This is a genomic window from Streptomyces sp. NPDC051051 (assembly GCF_040682975.1).
Taxonomy (GTDB): Bacteria; Actinomycetota; Actinomycetes; order Streptomycetales; family Streptomycetaceae; genus Streptomyces.
Map to the genome: position 1 here is coordinate 1 of NZ_JBFBCB010000053.1, position 19,324 is coordinate 19,324.

At 70.0% G+C, this 19,324-nt stretch carries 14 protein-coding genes; 4 read left to right on the top strand and 10 right to left on the bottom strand.

Features of this window, described 5'->3' with window-relative positions:
- Window positions 1–108 precede the first annotated feature (108 nt).
- The 3 genes from AB0N31_RS30230 (at window position 109) to AB0N31_RS30240 (ending at window position 5,124) form a co-directional block, all read left to right on the top strand.
- Complete coding sequence (locus tag AB0N31_RS30230; RefSeq protein ID WP_366061633.1) at window positions 109–1,464, top strand: ribonuclease D; 1,356 nt, start codon at window positions 109–111, stop codon at window positions 1,462–1,464.
- A gap of 316 nt (window positions 1,465–1,780) precedes the next feature.
- The gene (locus tag AB0N31_RS30235; RefSeq protein WP_366061634.1) at window positions 1,781–2,998 is read left to right on the top strand and encodes an acetyl-CoA C-acyltransferase; all 1,218 of its coding nucleotides are present in this window, start codon (window positions 1,781–1,783) and stop codon (window positions 2,996–2,998) included.
- The gene (locus tag AB0N31_RS30240) at window positions 2,995–5,124 is read left to right on the top strand and encodes a 3-hydroxyacyl-CoA dehydrogenase NAD-binding domain-containing protein (RefSeq protein ID WP_366061635.1); all 2,130 of its coding nucleotides are present in this window, start codon (window positions 2,995–2,997) and stop codon (window positions 5,122–5,124) included. Before AB0N31_RS30235 ends, AB0N31_RS30240 begins: the two co-directional genes overlap by 4 nt.
- A 76-nt stretch (window positions 5,125–5,200) precedes the next feature.
- Here AB0N31_RS30240 and AB0N31_RS30245 read toward each other — a convergent pair whose 3' ends face one another.
- On the bottom strand, window positions 5,201–6,217 hold the full coding sequence (locus AB0N31_RS30245; protein ID WP_366061636.1) for a hypothetical protein: 1,017 nt from the start codon (window positions 6,215–6,217) through the stop codon (window positions 5,201–5,203).
- A 93-nt stretch (window positions 6,218–6,310) separates the two neighbouring features.
- On the opposite strand from AB0N31_RS30245, the gene AB0N31_RS30250 reads away from it, so the two are divergent.
- A complete protein-coding gene (locus AB0N31_RS30250; protein ID WP_366061637.1) occupies window positions 6,311–6,685 on the top strand; it encodes an NTP pyrophosphohydrolase in 375 nt (124 codons plus the stop codon).
- A 108-nt stretch (window positions 6,686–6,793) separates the two neighbouring features.
- On the opposite strand, the gene AB0N31_RS30255 is transcribed toward AB0N31_RS30250, so the two are convergent.
- The 9 genes from AB0N31_RS30255 to ngcE all read right to left on the bottom strand — a co-directional run bounded on the left by AB0N31_RS30255 (window position 6,794) and on the right by ngcE (window position 19,016).
- Window positions 6,794–8,317 carry an amino acid permease gene (locus tag AB0N31_RS30255; protein ID WP_366061638.1) on the bottom strand — a complete coding sequence of 508 codons (1,524 nt, stop codon included), beginning with the start codon at window positions 8,315–8,317 and terminating at the stop codon, window positions 6,794–6,796.
- A gap of 180 nt (window positions 8,318–8,497) precedes the next feature.
- Window positions 8,498–10,417 carry a 1-deoxy-D-xylulose-5-phosphate synthase gene (gene dxs, locus AB0N31_RS30260; RefSeq protein ID WP_366061639.1) on the bottom strand — a complete coding sequence of 640 codons (1,920 nt, stop codon included), beginning with the start codon at window positions 10,415–10,417 and terminating at the stop codon, window positions 8,498–8,500.
- A gap of 192 nt (window positions 10,418–10,609) precedes the next feature.
- Window positions 10,610–11,956, bottom strand: a complete 1,347-nt coding sequence (locus AB0N31_RS30265; protein ID WP_366061640.1) for a sugar ABC transporter permease — start codon at window positions 11,954–11,956, stop codon at window positions 10,610–10,612.
- A complete protein-coding gene (locus AB0N31_RS30270; protein ID WP_363090407.1) occupies window positions 11,953–12,744 on the bottom strand; it encodes an ATP-binding cassette domain-containing protein in 792 nt (263 codons plus the stop codon). Before AB0N31_RS30270 ends, AB0N31_RS30265 begins: the two co-directional genes overlap by 4 nt.
- Before the next feature lie 276 nt (window positions 12,745–13,020).
- Window positions 13,021–14,097 carry a substrate-binding domain-containing protein gene (locus tag AB0N31_RS30275; RefSeq protein WP_366061641.1) on the bottom strand — a complete coding sequence of 359 codons (1,077 nt, stop codon included), beginning with the start codon at window positions 14,095–14,097 and terminating at the stop codon, window positions 13,021–13,023.
- 134 nt (window positions 14,098–14,231) lie between these two features.
- Complete coding sequence (locus AB0N31_RS30280; RefSeq protein ID WP_366061642.1) at window positions 14,232–15,431, bottom strand: ROK family transcriptional regulator; 1,200 nt, start codon at window positions 15,429–15,431, stop codon at window positions 14,232–14,234.
- 216 nt (window positions 15,432–15,647) lie between these two features.
- Window positions 15,648–16,565, bottom strand: a complete 918-nt coding sequence (locus AB0N31_RS30285) for a carbohydrate ABC transporter permease (protein ID WP_366061643.1) — start codon at window positions 16,563–16,565, stop codon at window positions 15,648–15,650.
- 2 nt (window positions 16,566–16,567) lie between these two features.
- Entirely contained in the window at window positions 16,568–17,494 is a 927-nt protein-coding gene (locus AB0N31_RS30290; protein WP_366061644.1) for a sugar ABC transporter permease, read from the bottom strand.
- A 28-nt stretch (window positions 17,495–17,522) separates the two neighbouring features.
- Window positions 17,523–19,016, bottom strand: a complete 1,494-nt coding sequence (gene ngcE, locus AB0N31_RS30295; protein WP_366061645.1) for an N-acetylglucosamine/diacetylchitobiose ABC transporter substrate-binding protein — start codon at window positions 19,014–19,016, stop codon at window positions 17,523–17,525.
- Window positions 19,017–19,324 lie beyond the last annotated feature (308 nt).

The window sequence follows — 19,324 nt, forward strand, 5'->3', positions numbered from 1 at the left end:
GCCCTCGGGGTCCCAGGCGGCGGCGCCGTCCGCGACGTCGGTCCGCGGGGTGCGCGTGAGCACCGGTTCCGTCGGCGGTCGCCGTCCACACACGGATACCCTTGACAGGTGACCGACGCCCAAGAAACCGCAGCAGCCAGCTCACTGCGAACCACCGGGGGCGCCCCTCCGGAAGACGACGGATCGCTTGCCACCGGGGCGCCGACACCACTGCTCGAACCGCGCGAGGGCATTCCCCCCGTGATCGCCGACGACGCCGCGCTCGCCGAGGTGATCGCCGCCTTCGCCGCCGGCTCCGGCCCCGTCGCCGTGGACGCCGAGCGCGCCTCCGGCTACCGCTACGGCCAGCGCGCCTATCTGGTGCAGCTGCGCCGCGAGGGCGCCGGCACCGCGCTGATCGACCCCGTCGCCTGCCCCGACCTCTCCGCGCTCGGGGAGGCGCTGTCCGACGTGGAGTGGGTGCTGCACGCGGCCACCCAGGACCTGCCGTGCCTGCGGGAGATAGGCATGGTGCCCACCCGGCTGTTCGACACCGAGCTGGCCGGGCGACTGGCCGGGTTCCCGCGCGTCGGACTCGGCGCGATGGTCGAGGGCGTCCTCGGCTTCGTCCTGGAGAAGGGACACTCCGCCGTCGACTGGTCCACCCGTCCGCTGCCCGAGCCGTGGCTGCGCTACGCCGCCCTGGACGTCGAGCTCCTCGTCGACCTGCGCGACGCGCTGGAGAAGGAACTGGACCGGCAGGGCAAGCTGGAGTGGGCCCGGCAGGAGTTCGACGCGATCGCCTCCGCGCCGCCGCCCGAGCCCCGCAAGGACCCCTGGCGCCGTACGTCCGGCATGCACAAGGTGCGCCGGCGCCGCCAGCTCGGCGTGGTGCGGGAACTGTGGCAGACGCGGGACCGGATCGCCCAGCGGCGGGACGTGTCGCCCGGCAAGGTGCTGTCGGACGCGGCCATCGTGGAGGCCGCGCTCGCCGTGCCGGCCACCGTGCACGCGCTGGCCGCGCTGAACGGCTTCGGGCACCGGACGAGCCGGCGCCAGCTCGAGCAGTGGCAGGCGGCCGTCGACCGGGCCAGGGCGCTGACCGAGTCGCAGCTGCCGCAGCCGGGGCAGTCGGTCGCGGGGCCGCCGCCGCCGCGGGCCTGGGCGGACAAGGACCCCGAGGCCGCGGCCCGCCTCTCGGCGGCGCGGTCGGCCGTCTCGGCGCTGGCCGAGGAACTGAACATGCCGCAGGAGAACGTGATCGCCCCGGACACCGTCCGGCGGGTCTGCTGGGAGCCGCCCCGGCCGGTCGACACGGACTCCGTCGCCGCGGCGCTCACGGCCCTCGGCGCCCGCCCCTGGCAGGTGGAGCAGGCGACGCCGGTGCTGGTGGCGGCGCTGTCGACGAAGGGTCAGGACACGAGTACGGGCACGGACACGCAGGGCAGCGGTGCGCCGGAGCCCGGGAGGCGGGAGCCCGCGTAGCCGCCGTGGACATCGCTGTCGTACGGCGGCCGCCGGCCGCGAGCCGTGACGCGCGCGGTGTCCGCGCGCGTGGCCCGGCCGGGTCGCGCCGCTGGAGCGGTACCGCGAGGTCGGGATCAGGCCAAGATCTCGTGCGGGCACGTGGAGGACGACTGCCGGAGCCGCGGGGGCGGCACCTCCGCCGGCCGTGTGACATTCGCCGCTCCGCCGGGTAGGGCTGTGCAGCTACGTTACCCACAAGTAGCATGGGTTCTGAGCGCGCGCTCAGCGCTTGCGCAACGCAGCAGTGCCATCCCGCACCTGGAGGAGAGCCATCGTGCCTCGTACCGTCAGGGACGTCGTCTTCGTCGACGGCGTCCGTACCCCGTTCGGCAAGGCGGGCCCGAAGGGCATCTACCACGAGACCCGTGCCGACGACCTCGTCGTGAAGGCGATCCGGGAGCTGCTGCGCCGCAACCCCGGTCTCGACCCGAAGAAGGTCGACGAGGTCGCCATCGCCGCGACGACGCAGATCGGCGACCAGGGCCTGACCATCGGCCGTACCGCCGGCATCCTGGCCGGTCTGCCGACCTCGGTGCCCGGTTACTCCATCGACCGCATGTGCGCGGGTGCCCTGACGGCCGTCACCGCGGTCGCCAGCTCCGTCGCCTTCGGCGCCTACGACGTCGCCATCGCCGGCGGTGTCGAGCACATGGGCCGCCACCCGATGGGCGAGGGCGTCGACCCGAACCCGCGGTTCGTCAGCGAGAAGCTGGTCGACGAGTCCGCCCTGTTCATGGGCATGACGGCGGAGAACCTGCACGACCGCTACCCGCAGATCACCAAGCTGCGCGCCGACGAGTACGCGGTGCGCTCGCAGGAGAAGGCCGCCAAGGCCTACGCCAACGGCAAGATCCAGGCCGACCTGGTGCCGGTGTCCGTGCGGCGCACCAGCCCCGAAGCCGGTGAGACGGGCTGGGGCCTGGTCACCGCCGACGAGCCGATGCGTCCGGGCACGACCCTGGAGAACCTCTCCGGGCTGAAGACCCCGTTCCGCGTGCACGGCCGGGTCACCGCCGGCAACGCGGCCGGTCTGAACGACGGCGCCACCGCCTCCCTCATCGCCTCCGAGGACTTCGCGCGCGAGAACGGCCTGCCGGTCAAGATGCGCCTGGTCTCCTACGCCTTCGTGGGCGTCGAGCCGGAGGTCATGGGCTACGGCCCGATCCCGGCCACGGAGAAGGCCCTCGCGCAGGCGGGTCTGTCCATCTCCGACATCGGTCTCTTCGAGATCAACGAGGCCTTCGCCGTCCAGGTCCTGGCCTTCCTGGACCACTACGGCATCGCCGACGACGACGAGCGCGTCAACCAGTACGGCGGCGCCATCGCCTTCGGCCACCCGCTGGCCTCCTCCGGCGTCCGGCTGATGACGCAGCTGGCCCGCCAGTTCGAGGAGCAGCCGCACGTCCGCTACGGCCTGACCACCATGTGCGTCGGCTTCGGCATGGGCGCGACGGTCGTCTGGGAGAACCCGCACTTCGAGGGGGACAAGTGAGCACCACCGCTGAGCTGCTGAAGGGTGCGGCCGAGCTGTTCCCGGACGAGGTCGTCACGCAGGCGCACGTACGCCACTTCGACCTGCCGCAGGGTGCCGGGCGCTTCGCCCTGATCACCCTCGACAACGGCCTGGACCACACCAAGCCGACCACCTTCGGCCCGCAGTCCCTCGCGAACCTGAACACCGCGATCGACCAGGTCGAGAAGGAGGCGGCGGCCGGCGAGATCGTCGCCGCCGGTGTCACCGGCAAGCCGTTCATCTTCGCGGTCGGCGCCGACCTCAAGGGCGTCGAGCTGCTGAAGGAGCACGAGCACGCGCTCGCCATCGGCAAGGGCGGCCACGAGGTCTTCAAGCGCCTTTCCGGCCTGGCCGTGCCGACCTTCGCGTACTACAACGGCGCGGCCATGGGCGGCGGCGTCGAGGTCGGCCTGCACTGCACCTACCGCACGGTGTCCGCGGCCCTGCCCGCCTTCTCGCTGCCCGAGGTCTTCCTCGGTCTGGTCCCCGGCTGGGGCGGCTGCACCCTGCTGCCGAACCTGATCGGCGCCGACAAGGCCGTCTCGGTGATCATCGAGAACTCGCTCAACCAGAACAAGCAGCTCAAGGGCGCCCAGGTCTACGAACTGGGCATCGCCGACGCCCTGTTCGAGGGTGCGGACTTCCTGGAGCAGTCGCTGATCTGGACGGCGTCCGTCCTCAAGGGCGAGATCGTCGTCGAGCGCCCGGTGATCGACCGGGGCGAGGCCTGGGACCAGGCCGTCGCCAGGGGCCGCTTCATCGCGGACAGCAAGGTGCACGGTGCGGCCCCGGCCGCCTACCGCGCCCTCGACATCATCGCCGCCGCCAAGAACGGCGACCTCCAGCAGGGCTACGACGCCGAGGACCAGGCCCTCGCCGACCTGATCATGGGCGGTGAACTGCGCGCCGGCATCTACGCGTTCAACCTGGTGCAGAAGCGCGGCAAGCGCCCGGCCGGTGCCCCGGACAAGAACCTGGCCCGCCCGGTCACCAAGGTCGGCGTCGTGGGCGCGGGCCTGATGGCCTCGCAGCTCGCCCTGCTGTTCCTGCGCCGCCTGGAGGTGCCGGTCGTGCTGACCGACATCGACCAGGAGCGCGTCGACAAGGGTGTGGGCTACGTCCACGCCGAGATCGACAAGCTGCTCGGCAAGGGCCGCATCAACCAGGACAAGGCCAACCGCCTCAAGGCGCTGGTGAGCGGTGTGCTGGACAAGGCCGAGGGCTTCGCGGACGCGGACTTCGTCATCGAGGCCGTGTTCGAGGAGATCGGTGTCAAGCAGCAGGTGTTCGCGGAGGTCGAGGCGGTCGCCCCGGCGCACGCGATCCTCGCCACCAACACCTCGTCCCTCTCCGTCACCGAGATGGCGTCGAAGCTGAAGAACCCCGAGCGGGTCGTGGGCTTCCACTTCTTCAACCCGGTCGCGATCCTGCCGCTCCTGGAGATCGTGCGCGGCGAGGCGACCGACGACGCGTCGCTGGCCACCGCCTTCGCCGTCGCCAAGAAGCTGAAGAAGACGGCCGTCCTGGTGAAGGACGCCCCGGCGTTCGTCGTGAACCGCATCCTGACCCGCTTCATGGGCGAGGTGCAGAACGTCATCGACGAGGGCACCCCCGTCGAGGTCGCGGAGAAGGCGGTGGAACCGCTCGGTCTGCCGATGTCCCCGCTGGTCCTCCTCGAGCTGGTCGGCCCGGCCATCGGCCTGCACGTCTCGGAGACGCTCAACCGGGCGTTCCCGGACCGCTTCACGGTCTCCCCGAACCTCAAGGCGGTCGTCGAGGCGGGCAAGCGCGGCTTCTACGTCTACGACAGCGGCAAGCCGGAGCTGGACCCGGAGGTCTCCGCGCTGCTGAAGCAGGGCGACACCGTCCTGACCGAGGAGCAGGTGCGGGCGCGCGTCCTGGACGCGGTGGCGCAGGAGATCGGGCTCATGCTCGACGAGGGCGTCGTCGCCGAGGCGCAGGACGTCGACCTCTGCCTGATCACCGGTGCCGGCTGGCCCTTCCACCTGGGCGGCATCACGCCGTACCTGGACCGTGAGGGCGTGTCGGAGCGGGTGAACGGCAAGAAGTTCCTGGCTCCGGGCGTGGCGTCGGTCCCGGCGTAACGCGGGCGCATGACGTGAGGAGGGCCTCCGCCGGTCGGCGGGGGCCCTCTTCGCGTCGCTCGGGCCGGTGGGTCGGTCAGACCTCCTGCCACGCCGTCAGCGCCAGCCCGGGTTCGTCCTTGCGGCGGGTCACGAGGAGCCGGCCGGCCGACGGGGACAGGGTCACGGCGACCACCCGGTCCTCGTGGTCGCGGGCGAGGGCCACCTCGGCGTCGGCGGGCAGCGGGGGTCCGGACTCGGTCCACCAGGCGCCGGCACCCTCCTCCTCGGTGGGGTACGCCGCGAAGGCCACCCGGCCGCCGGACGAGCGCTGGGCGAGCAGCGTGCAGTCGTGGCCGTCGAGTTCGCAGCGCACGGCGGCCACCGGACCGGGGCCCGCCGCGGCGAGCAGGACGACGGGCGCGCCACCGGGACGCCAGGCGCACAGGTCCCCCGACGCGTCGGTGTAGTAGAGCGTGGTGTGCTCCGGCGAGGTGGCCAGGGCCCGCAGGGTGCCGGGGCGGACCGGCGTCTCCGCCGACTCCCCGAGGACGGGCGGGGTGCCCGGCTGCTCCTGCCGCCAGTGCTGGAGCCCGCCCGGGACGGCCGCGTACGCCTCGACGCGCCCGGACTCCCCCGCGAGCGCGACCGGTGCTCCCAGGACGTCCGGCCCCTTCAGGTCGCGCCACGGGTCCCAGCCGCCCTTCTCCTTCTGGGCGACCATGCCGAGCCCGGTGCCGGGCCGGGCCACGAAGACGTGTGCCCGTCCCTGGGCGTCCACGGCGACGGCGGGGGTGCCGGTGAGGTCGCCCCTGGTCTCCGGGTGGCCGACCGGAACCCAGTCGAGGGCGGCGAGCAGGGGCCGGAAGTGGGCGGAGTGCACGATTCCCGACTGGCCCGGCACGGTGGGCCGCCAGGAGACGAGATGGGCGTACCCGTCGGCCCCGCGGCCGACCGCCGGGACCGCACGCAGCCTCTGGTCGCCACCGACCCTGCGCGGCGGGTCCCAGGGGCCGCCCGGGGTGCGCTCCGCGCGGCACAGGACCGCGTCGTCCGACGTCAGATAGACACAGAGCCGCCCGTCACGGCCGCGTACGAGCCATTCGCCGTTCACCCGGTCACTTTATGACGGCCCGTCGACGGTCCTCTCGGGCGGGCCGCGTCGGAGCCGTCGTCGGCAGGCGTCGGCCGTGGCACCCTGGTCGCCATGGACGACGACGACGGCCCGCTGCTCGTGATCGTCGACGCCGCGAACGTCGTGGGGTCGGTGCCCGACGGGTGGTGGCGCGACCGGCGGGGCGCCGCGGAGCGGCTGCGGGACCGGCTGGCCGCCGACGGGCTGCCGGGGCACTCCGGGCCCGTGGAGGTCGTCCTGGTCGTCGAGGGCGCCGCACGCGGTGTGGCGCCGGTGCCCGGCGTACGGGTGGAGTCGGCGTCCGGCAGCGGCGACGACCACATCGTCGGCCTGGTGGCCCGGTCGGGAGACCGCCGCCGCCTGGTCGTCACGGCCGACCGCGAGCTGCGCCGGCGGGTCACCGCGCTGGGCGCCGAGGTGGCGGGGCCCCGCACCGTCCGGGCGTAGGCGGGTACGGCACCTGCGCGCACCCCGGCCGAGCGGCACACGGCCGGACGGCAGGCGGCCCCGCGGGCACCGCCGGAGCGGGGCGCGCGGGGCCGTGGGGCGGGGTGTTCAGCGGCCGTCGCCGGGGCCGGGCCCGGCCGCCCGGCCGACGGCGGTGCCCTCGCCGCGGCCCAGCCGGCTGTGCGAGCGGCCGTACAGGAAGTAGACGACGAACCCGATCACCATCCAGATCGCGAAGCGCAGCCAGGTCTCGGCGGGCAGGTTGAGCATCAGCCACAGCGAGGCCAGCACCGACAGGATCGGCAGCGCCGGCACCCAGGGGGTGCGGAAGGCACGGGGCAGGTCGGGACGGGTCCGGCGGAGGATGATCACGCCGATGGCGACGACCACGAAGGCGAAGAGCGTGCCGATGTTGACGAGTTCGGCGAGTTCGCTCAGGGGCGTGAAGCCGGCCAGGATCGCGATGAGCACGCCGAGCAGGATGGTCGGCCGGTGCGGGGTCTTGAACCGGGGGTGGACCTGGGAGAAGAACCGCGGCAGCAGTCCGTCGCGGCTCATCGCGAAGAAGACGCGGGTCTGGCCGAGCAGCAGGATCATGCAGACCGTCGTGAGGCCGACGGCGGCGCCGAAGCTGATGAAGCCCGCGTACCAGGGGTGACCGGTGGCCTTGAACGCGTCGGCGAGGGGCGCGGTGATGGACAGCTCGGTGTACTTCTGCATGCCGGTCACGACGATCGACACCACGACGTAGAGGGCGGTGCAGATGATCAGGGAGCCGAGGATGCCGCGGGGCATGTCGCGCTGCGGGTTCCTGGTCTCCTCGGCGGCCGTGGCGACCACGTCGAAGCCGATGAACGCGAAGAAGACCACGGAGGCGGCGGTGAAGATGCCCATCACGCCGAAGTTGGACGGCGCCCAGCCGAACATCAGCTGGATGAGCGGGGCCTGGAGGCTGTCGCCCGCGGGCACCTCCTGCGCCTTCGGGACGAACGGGTCGTAGTTGTCGCCCTTGATGAGGAAGGCGCCCGCGATGATCACCACGAGGACCACGGTCACCTTGACGGCGACGACCACCGAGGTGACGCGCGCGGAGAGCTTGGTGCCCACGACGAGGATGGCGGTGAGGACCAGGACGAGCGCGGCGGCGAGGATGTCGAAGCCGAAGCCCTCGGCCCCGTCCCGGCCGCTGAGCGCCTCCGGCAGGTGCCAGCCCGCGTTGTCCAGCAGCGAGGCGACGTAGCCGGACCAGCCGACCGCGACCACCGCCGTACCCAGCGCGAACTCCAGGACCAGGTCCCAGCCGATGATCCAGGCGGGCAGTTCTCCGAGGGAGGCGTAGGAGAAGGTGTAGGCGGAGCCGGCCACCGGGACGGTGGAGGCGAACTCGGCGTAGCAGAGCGCGGCGAGCGCGCAGACGACGCCGGCCGCCACGAAGGCCAGGGCGACGGCGGGGCCGGCGTTGTTCTTGGCGACCGTGCCGGTCAGGACGAAGATGCCGGTGCCGATGATGACGCCGACGCCGAAGACGGTCAGGTCGAGCGCGGACAGGGATTTCTTGAGCGCGTGCTCGGGTTCCTCGGTGTCGAGGATGGACTGCTCGACCTTCTTCGTCCGGAAGAGGGTGTTGCTCATGGGTTTACCTCCCACGCGGTGTCGTCCCCGACATGATCGAGAGGGGCCGTAGTCCGTATGCCCCGGCGTGGGCGCAATCACGCAAATGGGCCGGTTTCACCACTCTCTCAGCGGTGAAACCGGCCCGGTACGGCGTGTCGGCGCGCACCGCGCGCTTCCCGCCGGTCGCGTGCGTTTCCGTCAGTCGCGCGCGGGCTCGACCTCGGCGGCCGTCCTGTCGTACCGCCCGTCGAGCCGGGAGACCAGGCCGGTGACCTGGCGGGCGATGTCGGGGGCGGTCAGCCCGATCTCGGCCATGACCTCGGCGCGGGAGGCGTGGTCGAGGAAGCGGGGCGGGATGCCGAAGTCGCGCAGGGGCACGTCCACCCCGGCGTCGCGCAGGGCCTGGGCGATCGTGGAGCCCACGCCGCCGACGCGCGAGTTGTCCTCGACGGTGACGACGACGCGGTGGCGCTCGGCGAGCGGGGCCATGGCCTCGTCGACGGGCTTGACCCAGCGCGGGTCGACGACGGTGGTGGAGATGCCCTGCCGGTCGAGCAGGCCGGCGATCTCCAGGCACATCGGGGCGAGGGCGCCCACGGAGACGAGCAGCACGTCGGGCCGGTCCGTGCCCGGCTCGCGCAGGACGTCCATGCCGCCGACGCGTCCCACGGCCGGTACGGCGGGTCCGACGGCGCCCTTGGAGAAGCGCACCACGGTCGGCGCGTCGTCGACCTGGACGGCCTCCCGCAGCTGGGCGCGCACCTGGTCGGCGTCGCGCGGCGCGGCCAGCCTGAGGCCCGGTACCACCTGGAGGATCGACATGTCCCACATGCCGTTGTGGGAGGCGCCGTCGGTGCCGGTCACGCCGGCCCGGTCGAGCACGAACGTGACCCCGCACCTGTGCAGGGCGACGTCCATGAGGACCTGGTCGAAGGCGCGGTTGAGGAAGGTGGCGTAGACCGCGAAGACGGGGTGCACGCCCGCGTGGGCGAGGCCCGCCGCGGAGACGGCGCCGTGCTGCTCGGCGATGCCGACGTCGTAGACGCGCTCGGGGAAGGCCTTGGCGAACTTGTCCAGGCCGACGGGCTGGAGCATGGCCGCGGTGATGGCGACGACGTCCTCGCGCTCGGTGCCGAGCTTCACCATCTCCTCGCCGAAGACGGAGGTCCAGTCGGCACCGCTGCTGGCGATCGGCAGACCCGTGTCGGGGTGGATCTTGCCGACGGCGTGGAAGCGGTCGGCCTCGTCCTGGAGGGCGGGCTGGTAGCCGCGGCCCTTCTCGGTGAGGCAGTGCACGATGACGGGGCCGCCGAAGCGCTTGGCGCGGACCAGCGCCGACTCCAGGGCCTCGATGTCGTGGCCGTCGATCGGGCCGACGTACTTCAGGCCGAGGTCCTCGAACATGCCCTGGGGCGCGATGAAGTCCTTCAGGCCCTTCTTGGCGCCGTGCAGGGTGTCGAAGAGGGGCTTCCCGACGACCGGGGTGCGGTCGAGGATGTCCTTGGTGCGGGCGAGGAAGCGCTCGTAGCCGTCGGTCGTGCGCAGGGTCGCCAGGTGGTTGGCGAGGCCGCCGATGGTGGGGGCGTAGGAACGCTCGTTGTCGTTGACGACGATGACGAGCGGACGGTCCTTGGCCTCGGCGATGTTGTTCAGCGCCTCCCAGGCCATGCCGCCGGTCAGGGCGCCGTCACCGATGACCGCCACGACGTGGCTGTCCCGTTTCAGGATCTCGTTGGCCTTGGCGATGCCGTCGGCCCAGCCGAGCACCGTGGAGGCGTGGCTGTTCTCGATGACGTCGTGCTCGGACTCGGCCTGCGAGGGGTAGCCGGACAGGCCGCCCTTCATCTTCAGCCGGGAGAAGTCCTGCCGGCCGGTGAGCAGTTTGTGCACGTAGGACTGGTGGCCGGTGTCCCAGAGCACCTTGTCCTTGGGGGACTCGAAGACCCGGTGCAGTGCGATGGTGAGCTCGACCACACCGAGGTTGGGGCCGAGGTGGCCGCCGGTCTTGGACACGGCGTCGACGAGGAAGGTCCGGATCTCCCCTGCCAGCTGGTCCAGCTCCTCCAGGCTGAGCCGGTCCAGATCGCGCGGTCCCCTGATGCGGGTCAGCAGCGGCACCCGTGCCTCCTTGCAGTAGAGCTGATCGAGCTGTTGCCGGGCTCTGCGAGTCTAATCTTCCGCCCCGGCGGACGGCGCCCGCCCCTTGATTCAGGGGTTCCCGGACCGGCCGTGCTCCGGATGCGGGCTTCCTCCGACACGCCTGCGCCCGGCACCCACACGGGTACCGGGCACAGTCGGTCGCTGCCGTGGTCAGCCGCGACCGGCGGCCTTCTGGCTCTTGCGGGAGACCGAGTCGATGACGACCGCGCCGAGCAGGACGCCACCGGTGATCATGTACTGGATCGAGGTGTTCATGTTCAGCAGGTCGAGACCGGTCTGGATGGACTGGATGACCAGCATGCCCAGGAGGGCGGACCAGACGCTGCCGCGGCCGCCGAAGAGGCTGGTGCCGCCGATGACCGCCGCGGCGATCGCCAGCATCAGGGTGTTGCCGCCACCGGCGCTGAGCGTGGCGCTGGCGGTCTGGCCGGCGAAGAACATACCGCCGACCGCGGCGAAGCCACCGGCGATGGCGAACACGGTGATGCGGATCATCGGCACGTTGATACCGGCGCGGCGGGCCGCCTCGATACCGCCACCGACCGCGAAGACCTGACGGCCGAAGGTCGTACGGCGGAGGATGAAGTCGACGATGACCAGCGCGGCCAGGAAGATGACGAGCGCGTTGGAGACGCCGGCGGCGTTGTTCAGCACGGCCGCGGCCGCGAAGGACGCGACGGCCAGCGCGCCGACGCGCAGCAGGATCTCGCTGGTGGGCCGGAACGGCACGCCCGCGGCCCTGCGGCGGCGCTGCTCGCCGAAGGAGCCGAACAGCATGGACGCGACACCGAGGCCGGCCAGGAGGTAGGCGCCGATGATGGCCTGGTCCATGAAGAAGGAGCTCTGCCCGAGCAGGTGGACCGGACCGGAGTCGGACGGGATGTTGATGGTGCCGCTGTCACCCAGCAGCCACAGCATCAGACCGTTCCAGCCGAGGAAGCCGGCCAGGGTCACCACGAAGGCGGGTACGCCGATCTTGGCGAAGAACCAACCGTGCAGGGCACCGATCAGGATGCCGGTGACGACGGTGAGGATCAGCGACAGCCACGGGTTCATGGTGTGGTTCACCACGAACACGGCGAACAGGGTGGACGCCAGGCCACTGACGGAGCCGACGGACAGGTCGATCTCGCCGAGCAGCAGGACGAACACCAGGCCGATGGCGAGCATGCCGGTGGCCGACAGGTAGTAGCTGATGTTCGAGAGGTTGTCGGCGCTCAGGAAGCGGTCGTTCTGCAGCTGGAAGATCGTCCAGATGACGATCAGGCCGATGACCACCGGCAGCGAGCCCAGCTCGCCGCCCTTGACCTTGCGCTTGAACTCGGTGACGTAGCCCTTGAGGCCCTCTTCGCGGACCAGCAGGCGCGGGTCGACGACGGAGACCGGGGCTGCCGTGGGGTCGTCGGCGGGGGCGACGGTGGTCTGGTCCTCCACCACGCCCCCGGTCTTCTCGACCTTGGTGGTGTCGCTCTTCACGGTCTTGGACGTGTCGCTCACTTGGCCGCCTCCGCGGTGCGACGCCCCGCACGACGGGTCACGGCGTTGTCCGTGGCACCCGTGATCGCGGCGATGATCTCTTCGTGGCTGGTGTCCTTCACGGGGAAGGAGCCGTTGTTCTTGCCCAGACGCAGGACGGCGACGGTGTCCGCCACCGCCTTGACGTCGGCCATGTTGTGGCTGATGAGGATGACGCCGAGGTTGCGCTCGCGCAGCCGCTCGACCAGGTCGAGGACCTGCGCGGTCTGCTCGACGCCGAGGGCCGCGGTGGGCTCGTCGAGGATGACGACCTTGGGGTCGCCGATCAGCGCGCGGGCGATGGCGACGACCTGGCGCTGACCGCCGGAGAGGCTCGCGATCGGGATGCGCACGCTCGGGATGCGGATGGAGAGCGTGGACAGCAGCTCGCGGGCGTTCTTCTCCATCGACACCTCGTCGATGACACCGCGGCGCAGCAGCTCGCGGCCGAGGTAGAGGTTGCCGACCACATCGAGGTTGTCGCAGAGCGCGAGGTCCTGGTAGACCGTCGCGACACCGAGGCCCTGGGCGTCGTGCGGCTTGGTGATGCTGACCGGCTTGCCCTCCCACTCGATGACGCCGTCGTCGATGGGGTGGACACCCGCGATCGTCTTGACCAGGGTGGACTTTCCTGCGCCGTTGTCGCCCACCAGGGCGACCACTTCTCCGGCGTGGACCTCCAGCTCGACGTCGGTGAGTGCCTGCACCGCACCGAATCGCTTGGAGACTCCGCGCAACGCCAGCACGGGCGTAGCGGACACGTGAACCATCTCCTTCGCCGCCTGACCGGCGGGGATGCCGCGCTGTGGGACAGGCGCGGAAGGGTGTGCGCAACGCCGACGGGTACGGGGCGCTGACGCACGAGGTTTACAAGATGAACATGCGCGAGTCCGCCGCACTTGGCAACGGTTCCGTCCGACGCCCGCCCCGGCAGCGGGGTGTGAAGGTGGGGCAGGCGTCGGAGGGGTCTCACGGGGCCGCTGTGCGGCCGGTGGCCCGGGCCCCTGCGGGGGACCCGAGCCGGATGCGCGCGGGGCGCGGTACCGCTACTGGAGGCCGGCGGCCTTGCAGGCGGCGGCGAACTCGGCGGTGCAGATCTCCTGGACCGTGTACAGCTTGTCCGCGATCACCGTGTCCTTGATGTTGGCCTTGGTGACCGACACCGGGGTCAGCAGCTGGGAGGGGACCTTGTCGCCGGAGCCGCTGGTCAGCTCGGTGGTGGCGAGGGACTTGATGTCCTTGCCCTCGAGCAGGTTGACCGCGAGCTGGGCGGCGGCGTCGGCCTCGGGCTTGAAGGCCTTGTAGACGGTGGAGGACTGGGTGCCGGCGACGATGCGCTGGATGCCCGCGAGTTCCGCGTCCTGGCCGGTCAGCGGGATGCCGCTGATCTTCGCGCCCTTGAGGGTGTTGGCGATGCCACCGGCCATGCCGTCGTTGGCGGCGTAGACGCCCGCGATCTTCTTCGCGCCGAGCTGGGTGATCGCGGCGGACATCTTCTGCGCGGCGACGGTGTCCTTCCACAGGCCGGACTGCTCGTAGGCGATCTTGACCTTGCCGTCGAGGGCCTTGTGGGCGCCTTCCTTGAACTGGCCGGCGTTCGGGTCGGCGTCGTCACCGTTGATCATGACGACGTTCGCCGAGGGGGTGGCCTTCGAGCCGAGCGCCGCGAGGAGGGCCTGGCCCTGGAGCTCGCCGACCTTGACGTTGTCGAAGGAGACGTACGCCGAGACCGGACCCTGCGCGAGGCGGTCGTAGGCGACGACCTTCACGCCCTTGTCCACGGCGGACTTGATGGAGGACTTGATGGCGGCCGAGTCCTGCGCGGAGACGACGATCACCTTGACACCCTTGGTGACCATGCTGCTCATCTGCTGGGCCTGCTTGGCCGGGTCGGCGGCGGCGTTCGCGTACTGCACGTCGCAGTCGGAGCAGAGCTCCTTGACCTTGGCCTCGAAGAGCGGCTTGTCGAACTTCTCGTAGCGCGCCGTGACGCTGTCGGGGAGCAGCAGGCCGATGGACTTGCTGTCGGAGCTGCTGCTGTCGGAGTCGTCGCCCGCCTTGCCGCACGCGGCAATCGACAGGGCCATGGAGACGGCGGTGGCGCCGATCACGACTCTACGCATCGTTGCGTTCATTGGGGTGTGCCTCCCTGACAGGGCCGCAACGCTGCGGCCGAGGTGGCTGGAAGTCAACTCGGCCACGCGTGCGACGTCAAGAAGTAAATACTTAACGAGATGGCAACGGCGTCATTCGTTCTCTAAGTGAAGGCAGGTGTGTTGGCCGTCAACGTGCCGTCCAAAAGGGTCGAATCACCCATCTCGCTGAGTGCGAGGGCGAGTGCTCCGAGCACCTCCGCGCGGCCTCCGAGTGCCCCCGGGAGAACGGTGAGCTGCCGTGCCGCACTGGGGATCGCGTAGCGGCCGACGGACTCCCTGATGGGCCCGAGCACCAGCTCACCGGCCTCGGCGAGATCACCGCCCAGGACCACCCGGCTCGGGTTCAGCAGGTTGCAGAGATTGGCGACTCCACTGCCGATGTGTCGGCCGACGTCGGCGATCACCCGACGGCAGCCCGGGTCTCCGTCCCTGGCGAGCCGCACGACTCCCTCCATGGTCAGGTCCGTGCCGTGGCTGGACTGGAGGAGCGGCAGCACGTAGCGCGCGGCCGTGAAGGTCTCCAGGCAGCCCCGGTTTCCGCAACGGCAGACGGGGCCGGATTCATCGAGTGTAATATGTCCGATTTCTCCCGCAGTCCCACCAGGACCCCGGTAGATCTTCCCCTCGATCACCAGACCGGCGCCGACACCGCTCGCGACCTTGATGTAAGCAAGATCACGAACGCCTCTGCCGCTGCCCCAGACCATCTCGCCGAGGGCGCCGAGATTGGCGTCGTTGTCCACGTGCACGGTCACGCCGAGCCGCCCCCGCAGCTCCTCGGCGGGCTTGGTGCCGATCCAGCCGGGCAGGATCGCGGACGAGCCGAGCGAGCCGGACTCCACGTCGATCGGACCGGGGACCCCGAGGCCCACTCCGGCCACCTTCGAACGGTCCACCCCGGTGGCCTCGATCAGGCGGTTGACCAGCTGTTCCGCCCGGTCGAAGCCCTGCGTCGAGGAGGCGTCCACATCCAGCGGTTCGGACTCCTCGGCGAGCACCTGATGGGCGAGGTTCCCTACGGCGACCCGTAGGTGGGTATGCCCGAAATCCACCCCGATGACGATGCCGGCGTCCCCGCTGAGGCTGACGCTGCGGGCCCTGCGGCCGCCGGCCGAGGTGGGCGTGACCTCGACGGTCCCGCGGTCCTTCAGCTCGCGCACGATGTTGGACACGGTCGCCGCGGACAGGCCCGTCGTCCGGGCGATCTCCGCCTGCGTGAGGGACCCGGCCAGGCGCACGGCGCGCACCACCCGTTCCAGGTTGGCTCGGTGCAGCGACGACTGCGACCCCGGAGTCTCCACGACGACCTCCCGCGCGCGGGACCGCTTCGATGAGGCCCCGTCTATGTCCAACTAGTGAACTCTAAGCTGAGCTGTTCGGGTTGCCTCCCGTCAAGAGGTTGAACACTAATCGCATTCATGCACACACTGAACGGTGCCGTTCCCCGACTCGGGAACGGCACGCGTACGGGTGGCTGCGCAGTGCTACCGCGGCGTCCAAGTGATCAAGGGGAGGGACTACTTCAGCGCCCCCGCGGTCAGTCCCTGCACCACCTGCCGCTGGAAGACGACGTACGCGGCGAGCACCGGCAGCATCGCCATCACCAGGCCCGCGAAAAGACCCGACCAGTCACCCTTGTAACCCTGGCTGACGGCCAGCTGGACCAGTCCCTGGGTGAGGACGCGCTTGTCCGGATCGGTGTTGAGAACCGTGGGGAGCATGTACTGGTTCCACTGGCCCAGGAAGTTGAAGATCCCCACGCTGATCAGGCCGGGCCTGGCCATCGGCAGCATGATCTGGAAGAACGTACGGCTGTGCGAGGCGCCGTCGACGAACGCCGCCTCCGCCACCGACGAGGGCAGCGTGCGGAAGAACGCCGTCAGGAAGAACACCGTGAACGGCAGCGAGTAGGCGATGTAGACCAGGATCAGGCCGTGGATCGTGTTCAGCAGGCCCATGTTGTTCACCACGTAGAACAGCGGGACCAGCGCGAGCATGATCGGGAAACTCATGCCTCCGACGAACAGGTAGTAGACGAACCGGTTGCCGGGGAAGTCGAACCGGGCCAGGACGTACGCCGCCATCGAGCCGAGCACCAGGGTGCCGACGAGCGAACCCCCCACCACCAGGACGGTGTTGAGGAAGTAGTCGCCCATGTCGGCCTCGGTCCAGGCCCGTGACCAGTTGTCGAAGTGCAGCGTGTCGGGCAGCGACCAGGGCGAGCCGAAGATGGAGCCGTCGTCCTTGAAGGAAGTCATCACCGCCCACAGCAGCGGCAGCACGACCATGACCGCCCACACGACGAGGATGCCGTGCGAGAAGGCGTTGAGGACCTGCCCCTCCTTCCGCGTCCGGGGCGGTGCGCCGGCCGGCGGAACGTCCGCCTTCGTGACGGGGACGGGCGCGGGGGGCTCCGCGGTCTTCTCGATGCTCATGATCAGTACTCCAGCCGCTCGCGCCGGCCCAGCCGCATCACCAGCGCGGCGAAGGCCAGCGTCACGACGAGCAGGGCGACTCCGATGGTGGTGGCATAGGCGGCCTGACCGTCGCGGAACGCCTTCTGGTACACGTAGAGGACCATGACGGTGGTCGAGTAGTCGGGCCCGCCCGGCCCGGTCGTCATGATCTGGACGACCGCGAACGACTCCGCGCCGAGCGCGAGGATGCCCATGTAGACCCAGCCGGACTGCACGGTGTCCCACAGCAGCGGCAGAGTGATGCGGAAGAACGTGGTGGCGCGGCCGGCGCCGTCGAGCAGGGCGGCCTCGTACAGGTCCGCCGGGATCGACGCCATGCCCGCGGAGAACAGCACCACGAAGAAGCCGACCGTCGACCAGACGAGCACCGCCATCACGCACCACAGCGCGAGGCCCGGATCGCCCAGCCACAGCGGCTGCACGCCGTCCAGTCCGATCCCCCGCAGCAACGAGTTGATGGCACCGCTGTCGGGGTTGTAGGCGAAGGCGAACAACAACGCCACGATGGCGATCGACAGTACCTGCGGGAAGAAATAGACGATCTTGTAGAAGGACGAGCCGCGCACACCGGAGACGGCCGGGCCGCCTTTTCTTCTCCGTCCGCCGACATTGATCATGAAGGCGAGGAACAGCGCCAGGCCGATCGTCACCAGCGGCAGCACGACCGCGAACATCAGGCTGTGCCGCAGGGACTTCCAGAAGATGTCGTCGTCCAGCATCCTGCGGTAATTGTCCAGGCCGACCATCTCGAATTCGGGGCTCAGACCGGTCCAGTCCGTGAACGAGTAGTAGATGGACTGGACGAACGGCCACACCACGAAGAGCGCGTACAGTCCCAGGGGCAGCGCCAGGAACCCCGCGATGAACCGGTACTTGCCGTGCTGCATCGCCACTCCGGTGTCGTGATGTCGCCGGTTACTGGTGCTTGTAGTGCTTGATCGAGGAATCCTTGGCCGCCTCGTCGGCGTAACCCTGGATCTTCTTGATCGCCTCCGCCGGGGTGAGCCGGCCGGCCATCATCTCGCCGAGTCCGGAGACCCCGATCTTCTCCTTCTGCAATTGCACGTACCAGTCCTGGAGTCGCGGGTTCACCACGTTCCGGCCTGCCTTGTCCAGCGCGGCGACACCCGACTTGAGGCCGGGGGTGAGGGTGATGCCGTCGGTGCCGCCGTTGTAGGCGGTCAGCGACTTGACCTTGGAGGTGAAGTTCTTCGAGGACGCCTCGCTCAGCATGATGCGCAGCTGCTCCATGCCTCCGGCCGGGTTCTTCGCCTTGGCCGGGACGACGAACGGCTCGCCGCCGGAGGCCCAGATGGTGCCGAACGGCAGCTTGTCGGAGCCGTCGAGTCCGGTCGGCGCGGAGACGGCGAGGCCGAAGTCGGCGGGGATGACGTTGGCCGACTCGTTCTCCACCCAGGAGCCGTTGGGCAGGAACAGGGCCTTGCCCTTGGCCCACGCGGTCTGCGACTGGATGTGGTCCAGGCCGGGCGTGCCCTTGAGGACGTAACCCTTCTTGTACAGCTCGTAGTAGGCGTCGAAACAGGCCTTGACCGCCGGGTGTTTCCAGGCGTTCGGCTCCAGGTTGTCGATGGCGTCGAGGACTTCGCGGCCACCGACCTTGCCGATCATCGGATACAGCGAGAAGGGGAGGTAGTACGGGTACTTGCCCGCGTACGTCCAGCCCGCCATGCCCTTCTTCTTGGCCTTCTCGCAGACCGCGAGCATCTCGTCCCAGGTCTCGGGGTAGGCGGCGTCCAGCGAGTCCAGGGCCTTCTGCGAGTACCAGACGCCGTACACGGTGTACGCGTAGTACATGATCCAGACCGGGTCGCCGTCGAACTGGCCCATCTCCACGATGCCGGGGCGCAGGGTGTCGCGGACCTTCTTCGCCGGGTCGTCGTAGGACGGCGCGTCCAGCAGCGCGGTGAGGTCGGCCAGCTGGCCCTTGCCGACCAGGACGCCCATGTCCATCTGCTCGGCGCCGGAGTTGTCGATGAGGTCCGGCGGGGTGCCCTGGTTGAAACGGGGCTGGAGGGTGGACTGGATCTTCTGGGTGGCCGAGAACTTCACCTCGGCCTTCGGGAATCGCTGTTCGTAGATCTTCACGGCGTCCTCGGCGTACTCCTTGCCGAAACCGCCGTCGAACAGGACGAATTCCATCCGGGTGGTGTCATTCACGCCGAGCGGGTTCTTGTCGGTCTTCTCGCCGGCCTTGGCCTTGCCCTCGTCACCGCCGCCCCCGCTGCTGGCGCAGGCGGAGAGGAAACCCACCGTGGGGACGGAGATCAGTCCGAGTGCTGCCGATCTCCTGATCAGATCGCGGCGGCCGACGCCTTTCGCGCCGCGATTCCCGATGGAGTCAGTCGAACCAGTCGAATCAGCCGAATCGGACACAGAAGTGGATCCCATGCTCAAGTCCTCGCCTTCTCCAGGACTCAGGCGGTGAACCGGATCCTTCCCGGCACCGCGGTCAGGTCAAGCAGGGTCGTGCGGATCGGGTGAATCGCCGACAGGTATAGTCCACTTCCCGCCATCGGACAAGATCGAATGCAAAGTTGGTCATGGGTCTTTTCCGAGTTGAGACCTGGCGGAAATATGAGCCCACCGCGACCTTCCGGCAGGAAAATCACCGGACATGAGCCCGTGGAGAAGGTGCGGCGCCCCCGCGGAGGACGGTCCGGACGATTCGCGGCGGAGCCTGGCGGGATGCCTCGCAG

What these genes read in the sequence shown, in the direction of transcription:
- AB0N31_RS30275 (WP_366061641.1), bottom strand. Translation starts at nt 14,097, where the DNA reads ATGCGTAGAGTCGTGATCGGCGCCACCGCCGTCTCCATGGCCCTGTCG.
- AB0N31_RS30290 (WP_366061644.1), bottom strand. Translation starts at nt 17,494, where the DNA reads ATGCAGCACGGCAAGTACCGGTTCATCGCGGGGTTCCTGGCGCTGCCC.
- ngcE (WP_366061645.1), bottom strand. Translation starts at nt 19,016, where the DNA reads ATGGGATCCACTTCTGTGTCCGATTCGGCTGATTCGACTGGTTCGACT.
- AB0N31_RS30285 (WP_366061643.1), bottom strand. Translation starts at nt 16,565, where the DNA reads ATGAGCATCGAGAAGACCGCGGAGCCCCCCGCGCCCGTCCCCGTCACG.
- AB0N31_RS30250 (WP_366061637.1), top strand. Translation starts at nt 6,311, where the DNA reads ATGGACGACGACGACGGCCCGCTGCTCGTGATCGTCGACGCCGCGAAC.
- AB0N31_RS30270 (WP_363090407.1), bottom strand. Translation starts at nt 12,744, where the DNA reads ATGGTTCACGTGTCCGCTACGCCCGTGCTGGCGTTGCGCGGAGTCTCC.
- AB0N31_RS30255 (WP_366061638.1), bottom strand. Translation starts at nt 8,317, where the DNA reads ATGAGCAACACCCTCTTCCGGACGAAGAAGGTCGAGCAGTCCATCCTC.